The sequence below is a fragment of the Yoonia sp. MH D7 genome, from assembly GCF_054439475.1.
In genome coordinates this window covers 2,325,627-2,340,523 of the sequence record NZ_JBTJCF010000001.1, presented here as the reverse complement: position 1 = coordinate 2,340,523, position 14,897 = coordinate 2,325,627, and the positions used below count along the sequence as shown (strand labels likewise).

17 protein-coding genes and 1 pseudogene are annotated in these 14,897 nt (G+C 56.2%); 9 read left to right on the top strand and 9 right to left on the bottom strand.

Features of this window, described 5'->3' with window-relative positions; all coding sequences use genetic code 11:
- The first annotated feature begins 88 nt into the window (after nt 1–88).
- Entirely contained in the window at nt 89–1,186 is a 1,098-nt protein-coding gene (gene ychF / locus ACXLHR_RS11535; protein WP_458791580.1) for a redox-regulated ATPase YchF, read from the top strand.
- Nucleotides 1,187–1,219: 33 nt separating this feature from the next.
- On the opposite strand, the pseudogene ACXLHR_RS11530 reads toward ychF, so the two are convergent.
- A pseudogene (locus ACXLHR_RS11530) lies at nt 1,220–1,597 on the bottom strand (dienelactone hydrolase family protein).
- A 437-nt stretch (nt 1,598–2,034) separates the two neighbouring features.
- Between ACXLHR_RS11530 and fghA the strand changes: the two are divergent.
- The 6 genes from fghA to ACXLHR_RS11500 are packed head-to-tail and all read left to right on the top strand — an operon-like array spanning nt 2,035 to nt 6,726.
- Complete coding sequence (fghA, locus tag ACXLHR_RS11525) at nt 2,035–2,862, top strand: S-formylglutathione hydrolase (protein WP_458791579.1); 828 nt, start codon at nt 2,035–2,037, stop codon at nt 2,860–2,862.
- The gene (locus tag ACXLHR_RS11520) at nt 2,859–3,308 is read left to right on the top strand and encodes a YaiI/YqxD family protein (RefSeq protein ID WP_458791578.1); all 450 of its coding nucleotides are present in this window, start codon (nt 2,859–2,861) and stop codon (nt 3,306–3,308) included. Before fghA ends, ACXLHR_RS11520 begins: the two co-directional genes overlap by 4 nt.
- Nucleotides 3,309–3,311: 3 nt before the next feature.
- Nucleotides 3,312–4,274, top strand: a complete 963-nt coding sequence (locus ACXLHR_RS11515) for a DMT family transporter (protein ID WP_458791577.1) — start codon at nt 3,312–3,314, stop codon at nt 4,272–4,274.
- Between the two features lie 12 nt (nt 4,275–4,286).
- The gene (locus ACXLHR_RS11510; protein ID WP_458791576.1) at nt 4,287–4,907 is read left to right on the top strand and encodes an HAD family hydrolase; all 621 of its coding nucleotides are present in this window, start codon (nt 4,287–4,289) and stop codon (nt 4,905–4,907) included.
- Nucleotides 4,904–5,818, top strand: coding sequence for an ornithine cyclodeaminase family protein (locus tag ACXLHR_RS11505; protein WP_458791575.1), 915 nt, complete (start codon nt 4,904–4,906; stop codon nt 5,816–5,818). The genes ACXLHR_RS11510 and ACXLHR_RS11505 overlap by 4 nt, the downstream gene beginning before the upstream one ends.
- Nucleotides 5,812–6,726, top strand: a complete 915-nt coding sequence (locus tag ACXLHR_RS11500; protein WP_458791574.1) for an alpha/beta fold hydrolase — start codon at nt 5,812–5,814, stop codon at nt 6,724–6,726. The genes ACXLHR_RS11505 and ACXLHR_RS11500 overlap by 7 nt, the downstream gene beginning before the upstream one ends.
- Before the next feature lie 97 nt (nt 6,727–6,823).
- On the opposite strand, the gene ACXLHR_RS11495 is transcribed toward ACXLHR_RS11500, so the two are convergent.
- Nucleotides 6,824–6,913, bottom strand: a complete 90-nt coding sequence (locus ACXLHR_RS11495) for a diguanylate cyclase domain-containing protein (protein WP_458791573.1) — start codon at nt 6,911–6,913, stop codon at nt 6,824–6,826.
- A 12-nt stretch (nt 6,914–6,925) separates the two neighbouring features.
- On the opposite strand from ACXLHR_RS11495, the gene ACXLHR_RS11490 reads away from it, so the two are divergent.
- Nucleotides 6,926–7,117: a hypothetical protein gene (locus ACXLHR_RS11490; protein WP_458791572.1), complete on the top strand. Its 192-nt coding sequence runs from the start codon at nt 6,926–6,928 to the stop codon at nt 7,115–7,117.
- Nucleotides 7,118–7,168: 51 nt separating this feature from the next.
- On the opposite strand, the gene ACXLHR_RS11485 is transcribed toward ACXLHR_RS11490, so the two are convergent.
- Nucleotides 7,169–8,407, bottom strand: a complete 1,239-nt coding sequence (locus ACXLHR_RS11485) for an MFS transporter (protein ID WP_458791571.1) — start codon at nt 8,405–8,407, stop codon at nt 7,169–7,171.
- Between the two features lie 109 nt (nt 8,408–8,516).
- Here ACXLHR_RS11485 and zapE point away from each other — a divergent pair, with 109 nt between their 5' ends.
- Complete coding sequence (zapE, locus tag ACXLHR_RS11480; protein ID WP_458792532.1) at nt 8,517–9,578, top strand: cell division protein ZapE; 1,062 nt, start codon at nt 8,517–8,519, stop codon at nt 9,576–9,578.
- On the opposite strand, the gene ACXLHR_RS11475 is transcribed toward zapE, so the two are convergent.
- The 6 genes from ACXLHR_RS11475 to ACXLHR_RS11450 form a co-directional block, all read right to left on the bottom strand.
- Nucleotides 9,562–10,401: a LysM peptidoglycan-binding domain-containing protein gene (locus ACXLHR_RS11475; protein ID WP_458791570.1), complete on the bottom strand. Its 840-nt coding sequence runs from the start codon at nt 10,399–10,401 to the stop codon at nt 9,562–9,564. The genes zapE and ACXLHR_RS11475 overlap by 17 nt on opposite strands.
- 14 nt (nt 10,402–10,415) lie before the next feature.
- The gene (locus ACXLHR_RS11470) at nt 10,416–11,039 is read right to left on the bottom strand and encodes a rhodanese-like domain-containing protein (RefSeq protein ID WP_458791569.1); all 624 of its coding nucleotides are present in this window, start codon (nt 11,037–11,039) and stop codon (nt 10,416–10,418) included.
- Nucleotides 11,040–11,390: 351 nt separating this feature from the next.
- The gene (locus ACXLHR_RS11465; protein ID WP_458791568.1) at nt 11,391–12,662 is read right to left on the bottom strand and encodes a bifunctional folylpolyglutamate synthase/dihydrofolate synthase; all 1,272 of its coding nucleotides are present in this window, start codon (nt 12,660–12,662) and stop codon (nt 11,391–11,393) included.
- A complete protein-coding gene (locus tag ACXLHR_RS11460; protein ID WP_458791567.1) occupies nt 12,659–13,057 on the bottom strand; it encodes a hypothetical protein in 399 nt (132 codons plus the stop codon). The genes ACXLHR_RS11465 and ACXLHR_RS11460 overlap by 4 nt, the downstream gene beginning before the upstream one ends.
- Nucleotides 13,054–13,971: an acetyl-CoA carboxylase, carboxyltransferase subunit beta gene (gene accD / locus ACXLHR_RS11455; RefSeq protein ID WP_458791566.1), complete on the bottom strand. Its 918-nt coding sequence runs from the start codon at nt 13,969–13,971 to the stop codon at nt 13,054–13,056. Before accD ends, ACXLHR_RS11460 begins: the two co-directional genes overlap by 4 nt.
- Nucleotides 13,972–14,026: 55 nt before the next feature.
- A complete protein-coding gene (locus ACXLHR_RS11450) occupies nt 14,027–14,884 on the bottom strand; it encodes a CPBP family intramembrane glutamic endopeptidase (protein ID WP_458791565.1) in 858 nt (285 codons plus the stop codon).
- Between the last annotated feature and the right edge of the window lie 13 nt (nt 14,885–14,897).

Sequence of the window (14,897 nt, the reverse complement as noted above, 5' to 3'; positions counted from 1 at the left end):
GCGCTAAGATCCGCGATAAATCAATGCCCCATTGCGTCAAACGCCCATGCCGCCTAATAGTGCCGCCAACCAAATAGGAGAGTGCGTCATGGGTTTCAAAATGGGTATCGTAGGTCTGCCAAATGTCGGCAAATCAACACTGTTCAACGCGCTGACCAAAACAGCCGCAGCTCAGGCCGCAAACTTTCCTTTCTGCACCATTGAACCCAACGTGGGCGACGTCGCTGTGCCTGACGTACGCCTCGATAAACTTGCCCAAATTGCAGGCTCGAAGAACATCATTCCCACACGCATGACCTTCGTCGACATCGCAGGTCTCGTCAAAGGCGCGTCCAAAGGCGAAGGATTGGGTAACCAGTTCCTCGCCAATATCCGCGAATGCGACGCGATTGCCCATGTTGTGCGCTGCTTTGAAGACGACGACATCACCCATGTCGAGGGCCGCGTGGACCCCGTGCAAGACGCCGAAGTCATCGAGACCGAACTTATGCTCGCCGATATGGAATCCATCGAGAAACGCCTCGCGGGCTTAGGCCGCAAAGTGCGCAGCGGCGACAAAGACGCAGCCGACCAAGAACGTCTGCTTAAGGCAGCACTCGCCGCCCTGAATGAAGGCCAGCCGGCCCGTACAATCGCCGTTGATGCAGACGATACAAAACAGTGGAAAATGCTGCAATTGCTGACCTCCAAGCCCGTGCTTTATGTCTGTAACGTCGAAGAAGACAGCGCAGGAAAAGGCAATAAACAATCCGAACTGGTCGGCGAAATGGCCGCTAAACAAGGCAACTCTCACGTTGTAATCTCGGCGCGCATCGAGGAAGAAATCAGCCAGCTTGATACTGAGGAAGCCGAGATGTTCCTCGGCGAAATGGGTTTGGAAGAACCCGGCCTCGACCGCCTGATCCGCGCAGGCTACGAATTGCTTCACTTGCAAACCTACTTCACCGTAGGGCCAAAAGAAGCCCGCGCCTGGACGATCAAAGCAGGCACATCAGCCCCTCAGGCCGCAGGCGTGATCCACGGCGATTTCGAGCGTGGCTTCATCCGCGCAGAAACTATCGGTTACAACGATTTTGTGACCCTTGGTGGCGAGCAAGGCGCGAAAGAAGCGGGCAAAATGAAAGCCGAAGGTAAAACCTACATCGTCAAAGACGGCGATGTGATGCATTTCTTGTTTAATACCTAAGTGTGGTGCGCATAAACGCGCACCCTACAGTCTCTATACTAGATATTTTCGGAAATGGGCCAAGGCCCGTTCCCACAACAACTCCGCCATCGCTTCATCGTATCGTGGCGTGCTGTCATTATGAAACCCGTGATGCGCGCCGTCTTAAGTATACGATTCGTAAGTCTTGTTGTTTGTTTTTAGTGCAGCCTCGTAATCAGGCCACCCCTTGTTCACGCGGGTATCCAATGCGCCATAATGCAACAAAAGCAGCGCTTGGATTTTTGGCGCATCGGCAGTATCCGCCTGACGCCCGTAGTACGGCACCGCCGATTTCACTTCTAGATAAGCAACCGCCGCCGCATTTTCTACGCCACCACCATAACAGAGCCCTTTGATACTAAAGTTACCGGTGGTGTGCCCACAAGCTATGAGTGAGGCGCCACGCGCCCTATGCCGTCCAATCTATTCGAGAAAACCGCCATGCCTGCACCTTGCGGCCGTACCAATCCACATCGGTCCGAGATACAGAAAGTTGTGTTGCATGGGGGTGTCGGTATTACTTACTACACCAGTAGTTGGTTTCTACGGCCAACCGCCACCTTTCTCGAAGTCCCAATTCGGGCCATGAAAGTTGGCGAATGGGCATTTAGTTGCTTAACTTCAGATTGTTTATCTCACCATGGGATTAACCTTAGCAACGTGTCAGAATTTACGCGAGCACAGCAACTCTTTATAGGTCACTATTTCTTGACATTTGGGTAAGAATTGCTTGATGCGAAAGGAGCTTGGATTCAAGGAACGGGTTTCCATTGGGTCAAAAGTAGCCGACCTTCCACTCCATGTGCAACTGACAAGGGATTAAGCTAATGAAAACTATTTCCGAGAACCGTAGTTTTGGCGGCACGCAGGGCGTGTATGCGCATACTTCAAGCGCCTGTAATTGCGATATGACGTTTGCGGTGTTTATGCCCGAGGAGGCGCAGCACGGCCCTGTGCCGGTGTTGTGGTTTTTGTCGGGTCTGACTTGCACCCACGAGAACGCGATGGTCAAGGCAGGCGCGCAGGCGTGGGCTTCCGAACAGGGCATCGCACTGGTGTTTCCCGATACCTCGCCGCGCGGTCACGATGTGCCAAATGATGATGACTTTGACATGGGGCAGGGTGCTGGATTTTACGTTGATGCGGTGCAGGCCCCTTGGGATAAACATTTTAAAATGTGGACCTATATATCCGAGGAGCTGCCTGCGCTCTTGGCCGAAAATTTTCCGGTCGATATGGACCGCCAGGCGATCACAGGTCATTCGATGGGCGGGCATGGCGCCTTGACACTTGCAATGTCATTGCCAGACCGGTTCCGGTCTGTGTCAGCCTTTGCGCCGATTTGTAATCCGACGCAATCTGATTGGGGCCAGAAACAATTTACCGCGTATCTGGGTGATAAGGCCGGTTGGGATGCACATGACGCGACGCTATTGATGCAGGGAGGCGGATTTGACGGGCCGGTTCTGATTGATACCGGCACCGACGATCAGTTTGCGGAATTGTTAGGCACTTCGGCCTTTGCAGCGGCGTTCACCGAAGTTTGCCAAGAGGGCACGATCCGCATGCAAAAAGGTTATGATCACTCGTACTTCTTTATCGCGACCTTCATCGAGGATCACATCGCGTTCCATGCAGAGGCGCTCTATTCGTGATCTATGTGGATGCAGATGCTTGCCCTGTAAAGGACGAGGTGGAGCGGGTTGGCACGCGCCATAAGCTCCGCATGTTTGTAGTGTCGAATGGCGGGATCAGGCCCTCGCAGAACCCGTTGGTCGAAACGGTTGTGGTATCTGACGGGCCTGATGTAGCGGATATGTGGATTGCCGAGCGGGTCGGCCCTGCGGATGTGGTGATCACGGGAGATATTCCGCTCGCAGCCAAATGCATAGAGGCAGGAGCGCAGGTACTTAAACATAATGGCGAGCCGCTGACGACAACCAACATTGGCAACGTGCTGGCAACGCGTGATTTGATGACGGATATGCGTGCGGCTGATCCGTTTCGGCAGGGCGGTGGTAAGCCGTTTTCCAAGGCGGACAGGTCGCGGTTTTTGGATGCGTTAGAGCGGGCGGTCAGGGCTGCGGTGCAAAGGGGCTAGGTAATGTTTAAGGGTATGAGTGCCACCCGTTTGGGCGCGATTTCGGCGTTAGTGGCAGTGATGTTGTTTTCAGGAAATGACGCTGCGATCAAGTTTCTGAGCGGGGGTTATGCGTTGCACGAAGTGGTGCTCATCCGCTCGTTGCTAGGGCTGTTGATTGTAGTTGCGATCATCGCTCCGCTGACCGATGGTCTAGCGATTATTCGCACAAGGCGATTGCCTATGCACATGCTGCGCGGGTTGCTTGTGGTCATGGCAAACATGACGTTTTTCCTTGGATTGGCGGCGATGCCACTAGCCGAAGCCGTTGCAATATTCTTTATCAGCCCGATATTGATCACGATGTTTTCGATGATTTTCTTAGGGGAAAAGGTCGGGCCGCGCAGGTGGATTGCGATCTTTGTCGGGTTTGTCGGCGTGATTATTATGATGCGACCGGGTACAGAGACATTTCGTGTGGCGTCGTTTCTGCCCTTGATTGCCGCCGTTTGCTATGCGGGTTTGCATATGATGACTCGACTGATCGGGCGCACGGAAAGCGCCGCGACAATGGCGTTTTACATTCAGATCACGTTTATTGTGGTCAGTGCTGCGATGGGTCTGATGTTTGGCGCAGGGCAGTTTGCCGATCAGAGTGATCCGTCACTGGAATTTCTGTTTCGCGCTTGGGTTTGGCCTGCACCGACCGATACGCTTTTGTTGATATTGCTGGGGATAGGGTCGGGGGTCGGCGGGTTTTTAATTAGCCAGGCGTACCGGGTGGCTCCTGCCGCCGTGATTGCGCCATTGGAATATATCGCCTTGCCGCTATCGGTATTGTTGGGTGTCTTGATCTTTGATGAATGGCCCGATGCGGTGGCGTTTGTTGGTATTCTCTTTATCCTCGGGTCGGGGCTGTTTACACTTTGGCGCGAGGCGCAGCCAGAGACTGCTAGCCCCGTGCAGACCCCGCGTGTGCGGAGATAAAAAGGAACGGATATGACAGTTCAAGCAGTGGTTTTTGATATCGGGAATGTGTTGTTCGAGTGGCAACCTGAGCGGTTTTATGATGCGCGGATTGGCGAGGTGCAACGTCGCGAGATGTTTGCGGCGATTGATTTGCATGGCATCAATGACGAAGTGGATCGTGGCGGTAATTTCCGTGATTTGATTTATGCCGCAGCGGAGGCGCACCCCGATTGGCGGGCCGAGGTAATGATGTGGCATGATAACTGGATCGAGATCGCCGCCCCTGTTATCCTGCAGTCTGTGCGGATTTTGCGCAATTTGCGCGCGGCGGGTGTGCCGGTCTTTGCGCTGTCGAATTTCGGGATCCAGACGTTTGAGATTGCCGAAAAGGTTTATCCGTTTTTGAGTGATTTCGATCAACGGTATATTTCGGGGCATATGGGGCTGATCAAGCCGGATGCGGCGATTTATGCGGCATTGGAGGCTGGATGCGGTGTCGACCCAGCGGGACTATTGTTTGCGGATGACCGGATTGATAATATCAATGCGGCGCTTGCACGTGGCTGGCAAACGCATTTATTTGAGGGGCCAGAGGGCTGGGCCGCATGTCTGGTTGGGCATGGGTTATTGAGCGAGGAGGCCGCCGCATGACTGTGATGATTACGTTTGAAGAAGGCGAGCGGGGGCTTGACTGGCTTGCGTTGACCGATGCGTTGGCGGCTGGGCATTTGTTGCCGAAGGCGCAAGTTGAGGACGTGTTTTTATATCGCGACGATAATACGCTGTTGAACCGGTCTGCGTGGATCAAGGGGATGGGCTTGTTGGTAAAATGCGCCACGATCTTTCCAGCCAATCGTGTGGCTGCCAAGCCGATGGTGAATGGTGCGGTTAACCTGTTTTCCGATAAGGACGGGTCTTTGGCAGCCATCTTGGATTTCCATTTGGTGACCAAGTGGAAGACGGCTGGCGACAGTCTGCTTGCGGCGCGGCGGTTGGCGCGGCCCGACAGTCGGAACATTTTGATTGTGGGGGCTGGAACGGTTGGGCGGTCGTTATACGCGGCTTACGGCGCTGCGTTTCCTGAGGCGACATTTACGGTTTGGAATCGCTCGCCAGAGGGGGCGCGTGCGTTTGTGGATGATCTGCCTGATGTGCAGATAGCGGATGATCTGGAGACCGCTGTCCGCGCTGCCGACATTATCACCAGTGCCACCATGTCGACCGAGCCAGTGATTAAGGGTGCGTGGTTGCAACCCGGTCAACACGTTGATTTAATTGGGGCCTACCGGCCCGACATGCGGGAGGTTGATGATGAAGCGTTGTTGCGTGCACGGGTTTTTGTAGACAACATGCACACCACTGTTGGCCATATTGGCGAACTGAAAATTCCGATAGCGCAGGGGGTGTTTGACGCATCGCACGTGCTCGCGGATTATTACGCTCTGGCCGCGTTTTCGCGGAAATCCGATGATGACATCACCCTTTTTAAGAATGGCGGCGGCGCGCATCTGGATCTGATGACGAGCCGTTATATTCTGGATGCATGGCGTGCGGCATGTTGATTGCTGCAATTGTGATGGCGCTGGTTTTTGCTGTCGGAGTGGCGGTTTTGCCGAGGGTGATCGAGCAGCGGCGCCATGAGATAACGCCGGAATTGCTTAAACAGGCGGAGGGGCAGTTTGCGCAATTATCGCAGGGAAAAACGCATTTTCGGTGGGCGGGAGGCGTGCGCGGGCCGGTTATCGTAATGATACATGGGCTGACCACGCCGCAGATTGTGTGGGATGGTATTACACCTGAGCTAACGGCGCTCGGGTTTCGGGTCTTGCGATATGATCTGTATGGACGCGGGTTTTCTGATGCGCCGGTTGGGGCGCAGAGCATTGCTTTTTTCAACCAACAGCTGAGCGATCTTTTGTCGGATCAAAAGGTAACCGAGAATATCACGTTAATGGGATATTCGATGGGGGGCAGTATTGCGGCCGCTTACAGTGCGGCACACCCTGACCGTGTAGCGCGGGTAATTTTAGTCGCACCGGCAGGTATTGAGGAACATGTGTCACGGTTTGATCGCCTGTGTCGCCGTTTGCCTGCTGTGGGCGATTGGATGCATGGGATGTTTGCCGCTGGACGGATGCGGCGCGGGTCGCAAAAGCCTGCGGGTATTGCCGGAATGCAGGACTTTCAGCTATCGCGGCGCGGGTTTTTACCTGCTGTTTTGTCGAGCCGGAGGCATGCATTAACACAGACCCAGGAGGCTGCGCATCGTAGTCTGGGCCGCGATGACATCCCAGTGTGGGCGATTTGGGGCCGCGAAGATACAACCATACCGCTCGCGGCGATGGGAACACTGACGCGCTGGAACCGCGCGGTGCAGCATGATGATATCGCAGGCGCGGGGCATGGCTTGCCCTACACCCATGCGGCGGAATTGGCGGCGTCGGTCGGCGCCATGTTGCGCACCCGATAGGCGGTGTCTCGTTTCGGATCGCGAACGACCAAGGACGAGCAGTCGCGACCCATTGATTTGGCGAGATAGAGCGTTTTCGCAGACATTCTGAGATGCGTCAGGCGATACAGACCAGCATATGGTCGTCCGCAAGATGACCGTAAACATAGTTGATTTGTTTGAAGTGGTCGATGTCGATGTACGCCATCGCAAGGCCGTTTTGCGGCGCCTTACCTTTGATCTCGCGGATGGATCAGCGTTCATTGCGACACGGCTGTGTCTTTTGGTTGTGGCAGGTTCTCCTGTGATCGCCACGGGCACTCACTCCGAAAACAAGCGGGCGAATGCGATCTATAACAAAATCGGATGCGAAATTGTGGAGGCGCCGCAGGGCGCTGCGTGGGGGGATTGATTTTGGCTATGCATATAACGGGTCGGTTTTAATGGAATTGAATGGCGACTTCTAAGCCGGTTGCGCGGTGCGGCGGGTTTCTTTGATGGGCAGATGCACGAGGGCACTGAAGGCGCCGACGCCGATTCCGATCCACCAGACGTGGGTGTATGTGCCGTAGGCGTCGTAAAGTGCGCCACCAAGCCAGACGCCCAGGGACGAGCCAAGTTGATGTGAGAAAAACACGATACCATAGAGGGTTCCCATGTACCGCACGCCGTAAAGATGGGCGACGAGGCCTGATGTAAGTGGCACTGTGGCGAGCCAGAGGCTGCCCATTCCTATCGAGAAGAGCACGACTGTGAGCGGTGTCATTGGGGTTAGGATAAAGGCGGTCGCGATGATGGTCCGTCCTGTGTAAATGCCTGCGAGTAAGTATTTTTTCGAATACCGATTGCCGAGGTAGCCAGCCAGAAGGGTGCCACCGATGTTGGCCAGCCCAATGAGCGAGATGGCGATGGCACCGAGTGCGCTTGTGCTGGTGATGCCGATATTTGCCAGTAGCGAGCCGGTCAGGATTGGCCCGCACATTTCGGTAACGAATGCGGGGAAGTGAGCGGTCACGAATGCCAGTTGGTAGCCACACGAGAAGAAGCCGAGGAAAATTAGGGTGTAGGACGGATCGCGGAACGCCCGTTTCAAGGTTTCGCCCATGGTTTCGGCGAGTTCGGTTTTGGACGCGGTGACGGGACTGCGCATCATCGGCAGGACCATGAGGACGGCAAGGATCATAGCGGCGAAGGTAGTGAAAGTTTGCTGCCAGGTCATGAATGTTAGCAGGTATTCAGCGAGCGGTGCGCCGAAGACTTGGCCTGCGGAGCCCGCGGCGGTGGCGATGGCGAGGGACATGGAGCGGTTGCTGTCTGAGGAGGCGCGTCCGACTACCGCGAGGATCACGCCGAAGCCTGTGCCTGCGATGCCGAAGCCGACGAGTATTTCATAGAACTGGTGTGCTTCGGGAGTGGTGGCCCCTGCGGAGAGGAGGAGGCCCGCAGCGTAGAACAGTGCGCCTGCGATGATTGCTTTGCGGTCGCCAATGCGGTCTGCGATGGCCCCGAATATCGGTTGGCCAACCCCCCATGCGAGGTTCTGGATCGCGATGGCGAGGCTGAACTCGGAGCGCATCCAGCCGTATTCTGTGGCGATGGGGATTTGGAATACGCCAAATGACGCGCGGATCGAAAACCCTGTCATGATGATCAGGCAACCTGCGATGAGGACGGGATTCATGAGGGGTGTTTGGCTTTTCATTGCAGCAGTTGCGGTGAAATTTGCGAAGCTGTCAACGGGTGCTGGTGTGAGGTGGGCATCACACTTTGCGATGGTTGCGCGGGCGATAGCGTCGCGGTATCGGTGGCGCATGATGATGCAAGAGATATATGCGCAAGCTGTGGCGACAGGCCGCTTGCATGAGGATGCAGCGCAGGTGGCTGTGATGCCTGAACTCGAGCGTGTGCGGTCCGAACTAGCTGTGCCTGTGAAGCGCGGTTTGTTTCGCAAAGCGCCGCCGCCGATCAAAGGTCTTTATATGTGGGGCGGGGTCGGGCGCGGAAAATCCATGTTGATGGACCTGCTGTTTGAGGCCGTGGACGTGCCCAAGCAGCGCCGCCATTTTCATGCGTTTATGCAATGGGTGCATAGCGAGATGAAAGCCGCCCGTAAGCTGGGTGTGGATGATGCGATTGCGCCGGTTGCGGCAAAGCTGGCGGATGACGTGCGGTTTCTGGCGTTTGACGAGATGCAGATTACCGATATTACCGATGCGATGATCGTGGGGCGATTGTTTGAGGCGTTGTTTGCTGCGGGTGTGGTGATTGTGACCACGTCGAACCGGCATCCGGATGCGTTGTATAAGGACGGATTAAACCGTGCGTTGTTTGTGCCGTTTATTGAGCTGATCAAGGACCGTTTGGTGGTGCATGAGTTGGTGAGTGCCACGGATTACCGTCAGGGTCGCTTGGCGGGAACGCCAACGTATTTCGCCCCGATCGGCGCAGACGCGCGCGCGGCAATTAACCGTGTTTGGGTGGAGCTGACGGGCGGGGAATCTGCGCCGCTCACCTTGCATGTGAAAGGGCGCAAGGTGGTAATCCCGCGCTATCATAATGGGGTCGGGCGCGTCGGGTTCTTTGATTTATGCGGCACGCCGTTGGGAGCTGCGGATTATCTGGCGCTGGCGGATGCCGTGCGGGTGTTGATTATCGAGGATGTACCGCAGCTTTCGCGCCAGAACTTCAATGAAGCCAAGCGGTTTGTGACGCTGATTGATGCGCTATACGAGGGGAAGGTGCGGTTGATTTGCTCGGCTGCGGCGCTGCCCGAGATGCTATATGTCGAGGGCGAGGGCACGTTTGAATTTGAACGAACCGCCAGCCGCTTGCGTGAAATGCAAGCCGATGATTGGGCTATAGCGCCGGAATAACCAGTTGCTGGCCGACCTGAATTGCGTTCGGGTTGGCAAGGGCGGCGCGGTTCATGTCATAGATCAGGCCGGATTTATCGACATTGCCGTAGAATTTAATCGCGATCGAGCCAAGGCTGTCGCCGCGTCCCACGGTGTAGATCCGTTCTTCCGTGGGGCCTGTTGCGTTTTGAATGGTACGGATCACGACGCTGGTGCCTTCGCCGGATACTACTTCTGGCACAGCGGGTGCTGCACCACCCACTGCGATTTGGGCCTGAGTGATGATTGAGTGTAGCAACACGCTTGTGTCGACTCTGCCGTCGGAGGTAGCTAGTCCTTGCGGCACGTTGATGGTGCCTGCCTCGGCGGCCTCGTTCACGATGGAATCGATGTAAATATCGCTTTGGCCTGCTTGCAGGGCTTTCAAAACCAGCAGTTCCAGCGCGCTTTGCGGGGAGGCAGGTTTTGCGCCTGTGGTGATGGTTTTACCTGTGATCGCGCCGATGCTCGACAGCACGCCAGCGGTCATTTCAAACATCGGATCAGTGTTTTCTGGTGCTGCAGGGGCCGCCACGGTCACGCCCAAGCCTGCCAGCACATTGGCGGTGGTTTGCGACATTTCAGTGATGTCGACGGGTGTGTAGGTTGGTGGCGCGGCGGGTAGCGTGGCCAAAGACGTCCCAAGCGCGTCAGGCAGGGGACCAAGGTTGCTGTCGGTTTGCGCGCGGGTCACGGCGGCTGTTTCCATACGGTTCGGTCGGGAGTTGTCGTTTTGCCGCAACACAATGTAGCCGCATAAGAACACGGCAAATACAAATAAGGCAACAACAGAGCGGATCATACCAAACGGCTTTCTTAAGGGAGGAGGGTGGAGAGGCCGAGGTGCAGCCAGTCTTCCATGCCGCCGCGATAATTCAGAATCTTGGATGTGGGGTAGCCCGCAGTAATCAAGTCGGTGATCGTCCGTGTCGCCTGATCGTCCCATGCGCCGTTATCATAAATAACAAGGATGCTGGCTTCCGGGAAATCAAGCCCTGCATCGGTTTTTAACGCGCCCAGCGCTTCGAGAATGTCGGCTTGATATGGGTTTTGTGCATCAAGAGCAGCGAAAGGCACGTTAACGGCGCCCGGCACATGTCCATTTGCATACCAATCGGGCAGGCGTGCATCAAGAAGCAGCCCCGCGCCGGACGCCACTTCCGTCTCAAGGAAATTAAGTAGCTCAAGTTCGGCAATCGGGGTCACTCCCACGCTGGCGATCATGGGTTGGATGCAAAACTCGGGGCAGGGGCGACTGGTTCGGGCAAATTCACCAATGAGCGTGGCGCTGGTATCTTGGGAACGGGTGATCACAAAGTCGCGACCATTCACGGAAAACTCGACCTGCGCGCGTCCGTCCAAGATTTGCACATCTTGCGCTGCTATGGGCAGCGGTGTGGTCGCGGTGATCAGACTTGTGAATGCCAACGCCAAGCGCATGATGATGTCTTTCTCAAGTTCTGGTACCGCTGGGTATCGTGCCGACCGCAGTATAACGATGCTGTTTTGCCTATTTTTAGTAGATTTAGTGCAATTTTAGATAGTAAGTCAAAGACTGATACCCACCGGATTTCAATGTGACGGCCAGTTCCGGCTAAAACAAGAAGACAGGCTTTGCGCCTGTCCCCTCGCCCTGCCAAGGGCGTAGCGATGAGCCTGTTTTTTATGGCTTTGCGCGTTAGCAGCGAATTTGCGCTATAAGTGATTCGCCGTCAATGATTTTGATCGGTTTGTTGGTAATATTTTCATTTTTTGTGTTGTTGGCGGTTTTCTCAGCTTGGGCAACGTCTGCTATTCGTTATCGCGCAGGACGTGGCCTGCGAGATAGAGCGATCCGCAGATCAGGATGCGCGCGTTTGGTGTATGTGTTTTGATTGTAATTATCGCGTCGCGCACTGTGTCTGCTGTGCTGGCGGAGAGGCCAACGGCGCGCGCTGCCTGGGCGGTTTGTACGGCTGGGAGTGTGTTGGCCTCGTTCGGGATCGACACGGCGATGAGGCTTTCTGCGACCTCCGCGAGGGGGGCGAGGTATCCATTGATGTCTTTGGTATTGAGCATGCCGCAGATCAAGTGTGTTGGACGTGGTGGTTGCTGGCGCAGGGTCGCGGCGAGAGCACGACCAGCTGCAGGATTGTGTCCGCCGTCAAGCCAGAGGTCGGCGGGGGCGGCAAGGTCAGCGAGCTTTCCGGTTCTGAGATGTTGCATGCGGGCGGGCCAGTAGGCGCTGGTGACTGCGGCTTCGCAAGCGGCCTCATTGCGGTTCAGCAGGCGCAGGGTCGCGATGGCCGCACCTGCGTTCATGATCTGGTGGGGGCCGGGCAGGGATGGAAGTGGTAGGTCGAGCAGGCCGGTTTCGTCTTGATAGACTAGTCGTCCACGTTCGTCAGAAACCTGCCATTGCTGCCCGTAGGCATGTAGCGGTGCGCCGAGGCGGGCGGCGGTGGCTTCGATCACCTCCATGCTTTCCGCGTGTTGCGGGCCGACCACGCAGGGGACGCCGCGTTTGATGATGCCCGCCTTTTCGCCGGCGATAGCAGAGAGCGTGTCGCCGAGAAATTGTTGGTGGTCGAGGTCGACTGGGGTGATTACCGTGACGGCAGGTTTGTCGACCACGTTGGTGGCATCCAAGCGCCCGCCAAGCCCGACTTCGAGCAGGGTGAAATCGGCGGGAGTTTCGGCGAAGGCGAGGATACCTGCGATGGTTGTGATCTCGAAATAAGTCATCGGGTCGCTGCCGTTGGTGGTGTAGCAGCGATCGAGGATTTCGGTCAGGGCGGCTTCGGAAATGAGCGTGCCTGCCAGCCTGATCCGTTCGTGGAACCGTGCGAGGTGCGGCGAGGTATAAGCGTGAACAGAGGCGCCTGAGGCTTCTAGTCCTGCGCGGATCATTGCTTGTGTAGAGCCTTTGCCGTTGGTGCCAGCGATGTGGATCACGGGTGGTAACTTGCGCTCTGGATGGTCGAGTTTTGCCAAAAGGGTTTGGGTGCGACCTAGGGTCAGGTCGATCATTTTGGGGTGCAGCGCCATCATGCGCGCAAGGATCGCGTCAGAGCCGGTTGTCATTGGGGAATCTTTCCGATTTGGATCAGGCGCAGGATCAGTATGCCTGTGGTGAAGTCGAGGCCTGCGCAGAAAGCGGGCCACCAGACGGGGCCGGTGATATGCACAACGCCGATAATGATGTCAAAAATGCTGTGTGCGATCAGCCCGCCCGCGATCAGGTGCAGCCCAAGGTGGAACGCCCGCGTGGCCAGAAAGGCAAAGCCCGCGAAGACAGTGCTGTGCAGCAAGATCGCCATCGGATCAGCGACCGCAAAGGCAAAGACAGGGTAGAAAATGGCGATGGCAACGAGCAAAACGGCAGCGCCCGAGCGTTCCGAGAGCATGCCGTTTTGGTGCATTATAAAGACAATGGCGATCCCGCAGACGACGCCACTCAGGGCAGCGACTGCGATCATGCGGGCGTGTCGCTTGGTGCCTCGACATCCAGTGTTGATGCGGGCAGGTCGCCTTTGATCGGCGGGGATTGCTTAGTCAAGAGCCGCACGATCGTCACGAGTTCGTCTTTGAGGTCGGTTCGTTTTGTGACGCGGTCCAGCATACCGTGGTCGAGCAGGTATTCTGCGCGCTGGAATCCCTCGGGTAGTTTTTCGCCGATGGTTTGCTCGATGACCCGCGCCCCTGCAAAACCGATCAGCGCGTTGGGTTCAGCGATTTGCACATCGCCAAGCATTGCGTAGGACGCCGTGACGCCGCCGGTGGTCGGGTGGGTCAGGACCACGATATAGGGCAGCCCTGCTTCCTTCAGCATCTGCACGGCGATTGTAGTGCGGGGCATCTGCATAAGGCCAAGAATGCCTTCTTGCATACGCGCACCACCAGCGGCAGAGAACAAGATCAGCGGGCGGCCAAGTTCAATAGCACGTTCAGCAGCTGCAATAATTGCGTTGCCGACATACATCGACATTGATCCGCCCATGAACGAGAAATCCTGCACCGCTATCACAACGCCAGTGCGGCCCATCTCGCCTTCGGCGACGAGCATTGCGTCGCGCTCGCCGGTCTTTTTGCGCGCGTCTTTGATCCGGTCGCTGTATTTCTTTTGGTCGCGGAATTGTAATGGGTCGGCCACGGGTTCCTGCACTTTCACGTCTTTGGAAATGCCGCCGTCAAACAGCGAGGCCAGCCGTGCGCGCGCGCCGATGGCCATGTGGTGATCGCAGTTCGAGCAGACATTCAGATTGTCGGCCAGTTCGCGGTGAAACAGCATGGTGCCGCATTCGTCGCATTTGGTCCACAGATTATCAGGGGTTTCACGCCGTGAAAACAAGGAGTTAATGGTGGGGCGGACGTAGTTGCTAATCCAGTTCATGGGCGACCTCTGATGTTACTTGACCTGAGATATGACGCTACGCCCCAAAATGCAATCAGGCCCGCAAAATCTGGCGGAGGATAAGCCATGTAACGATAGTAAAGCCGATATCGCCAAATATTTCAAATCCGCCCATGTCACGGATATCGAGCGCTGACGTCCGCCATGCAAAGCCGTTCATGTTGTCTTTGAGGGACAGGAAATTGAACAACAGAAAGTTGTTCATGAAGTGCCAGCCCCAGGCCGCGCCTAAGTTACCTGTCACCCGTGTCAGGTCAGCCCACGCCAGCCCTGTGAGCGTGATCCCTATGACCACGCCCCAAGCGATGCCGCCATACATGGTCGTGTTGTAGTGCAGCAGCCCGAATGCGACGGGAGGCAGTACGAACCAAATCAGCGGATTTTTGAAGCGTGCGGCAAGTTGTTGCATGAGGTAGCCGCGAAACACGAATTCTTCGGCACCGGTTTGCAAGAGCACCAGACATGCGGCGAGTGGTAGGAAGGCGAGGACCGTACCTAACGGTTGGTTCGGGCTTGATCCGTGGAAGAGCGCGCCAAGCAACATCCATGTTGATTGTAGGATCAGGATCACTATGGCGGCGCTGATGAAGTTGTGGCGCACCGCGTCGAGTGGCCCGAGTAACGTGCCAAATGCGCGTTTGTGCAGTAGTTTGACTGCGGCCCAGACGCCGACAGCAGCACCCCCGAAGGTGAGGAACAGCACGACCATGCCAACGCGTGTGTCGATTGCAAAGTCATTGCCGATGACACCGGAACTCACGGCTGGCAACAGCATCGCGAGCATCGTCGCATAATAGATTGCTGCCATCATAGTGAAGCCCACGATCAGTCGCCAGACCTCTGGATAAGCGCGGGCGGGGGCTATGAAGGTTTCAAGAGCGGGGTGCCTCATAGGAGGGGTATCC

What these genes read in the sequence shown, in the direction of transcription:
- ACXLHR_RS11500 (WP_458791574.1), top strand. Translation starts at nt 5,812, where the DNA reads ATGTTGATTGCTGCAATTGTGATGGCGCTGGTTTTTGCTGTCGGAGTG.
- ACXLHR_RS11505 (WP_458791575.1), top strand. Translation starts at nt 4,904, where the DNA reads ATGACTGTGATGATTACGTTTGAAGAAGGCGAGCGGGGGCTTGACTGG.
- ACXLHR_RS11485 (WP_458791571.1), bottom strand. Translation starts at nt 8,407, where the DNA reads ATGAAAAGCCAAACACCCCTCATGAATCCCGTCCTCATCGCAGGTTGC.
- ychF (WP_458791580.1), top strand. Translation starts at nt 89, where the DNA reads ATGGGTTTCAAAATGGGTATCGTAGGTCTGCCAAATGTCGGCAAATCA.
- ACXLHR_RS11515 (WP_458791577.1), top strand. Translation starts at nt 3,312, where the DNA reads ATGTTTAAGGGTATGAGTGCCACCCGTTTGGGCGCGATTTCGGCGTTA.
- accD (WP_458791566.1), bottom strand. Translation starts at nt 13,971, where the DNA reads ATGAACTGGATTAGCAACTACGTCCGCCCCACCATTAACTCCTTGTTT.
- ACXLHR_RS11470 (WP_458791569.1), bottom strand. Translation starts at nt 11,039, where the DNA reads ATGCGCTTGGCGTTGGCATTCACAAGTCTGATCACCGCGACCACACCG.
- ACXLHR_RS11450 (WP_458791565.1), bottom strand. Translation starts at nt 14,884, where the DNA reads ATGAGGCACCCCGCTCTTGAAACCTTCATAGCCCCCGCCCGCGCTTAT.
- ACXLHR_RS11475 (WP_458791570.1), bottom strand. Translation starts at nt 10,401, where the DNA reads ATGATCCGCTCTGTTGTTGCCTTATTTGTATTTGCCGTGTTCTTATGC.
- ACXLHR_RS11495 (WP_458791573.1), bottom strand. Translation starts at nt 6,913, where the DNA reads ATGGCGTACATCGACATCGACCACTTCAAACAAATCAACTATGTTTAC.
- ACXLHR_RS11465 (WP_458791568.1), bottom strand. Translation starts at nt 12,662, where the DNA reads ATGACAACCGGCTCTGACGCGATCCTTGCGCGCATGATGGCGCTGCAC.
- ACXLHR_RS11460 (WP_458791567.1), bottom strand. Translation starts at nt 13,057, where the DNA reads ATGATCGCAGTCGCTGCCCTGAGTGGCGTCGTCTGCGGGATCGCCATT.
- ACXLHR_RS11510 (WP_458791576.1), top strand. Translation starts at nt 4,287, where the DNA reads ATGACAGTTCAAGCAGTGGTTTTTGATATCGGGAATGTGTTGTTCGAG.
- zapE (WP_458792532.1), top strand. Translation starts at nt 8,517, where the DNA reads ATGATGATGCAAGAGATATATGCGCAAGCTGTGGCGACAGGCCGCTTG.
- fghA (WP_458791579.1), top strand. Translation starts at nt 2,035, where the DNA reads ATGAAAACTATTTCCGAGAACCGTAGTTTTGGCGGCACGCAGGGCGTG.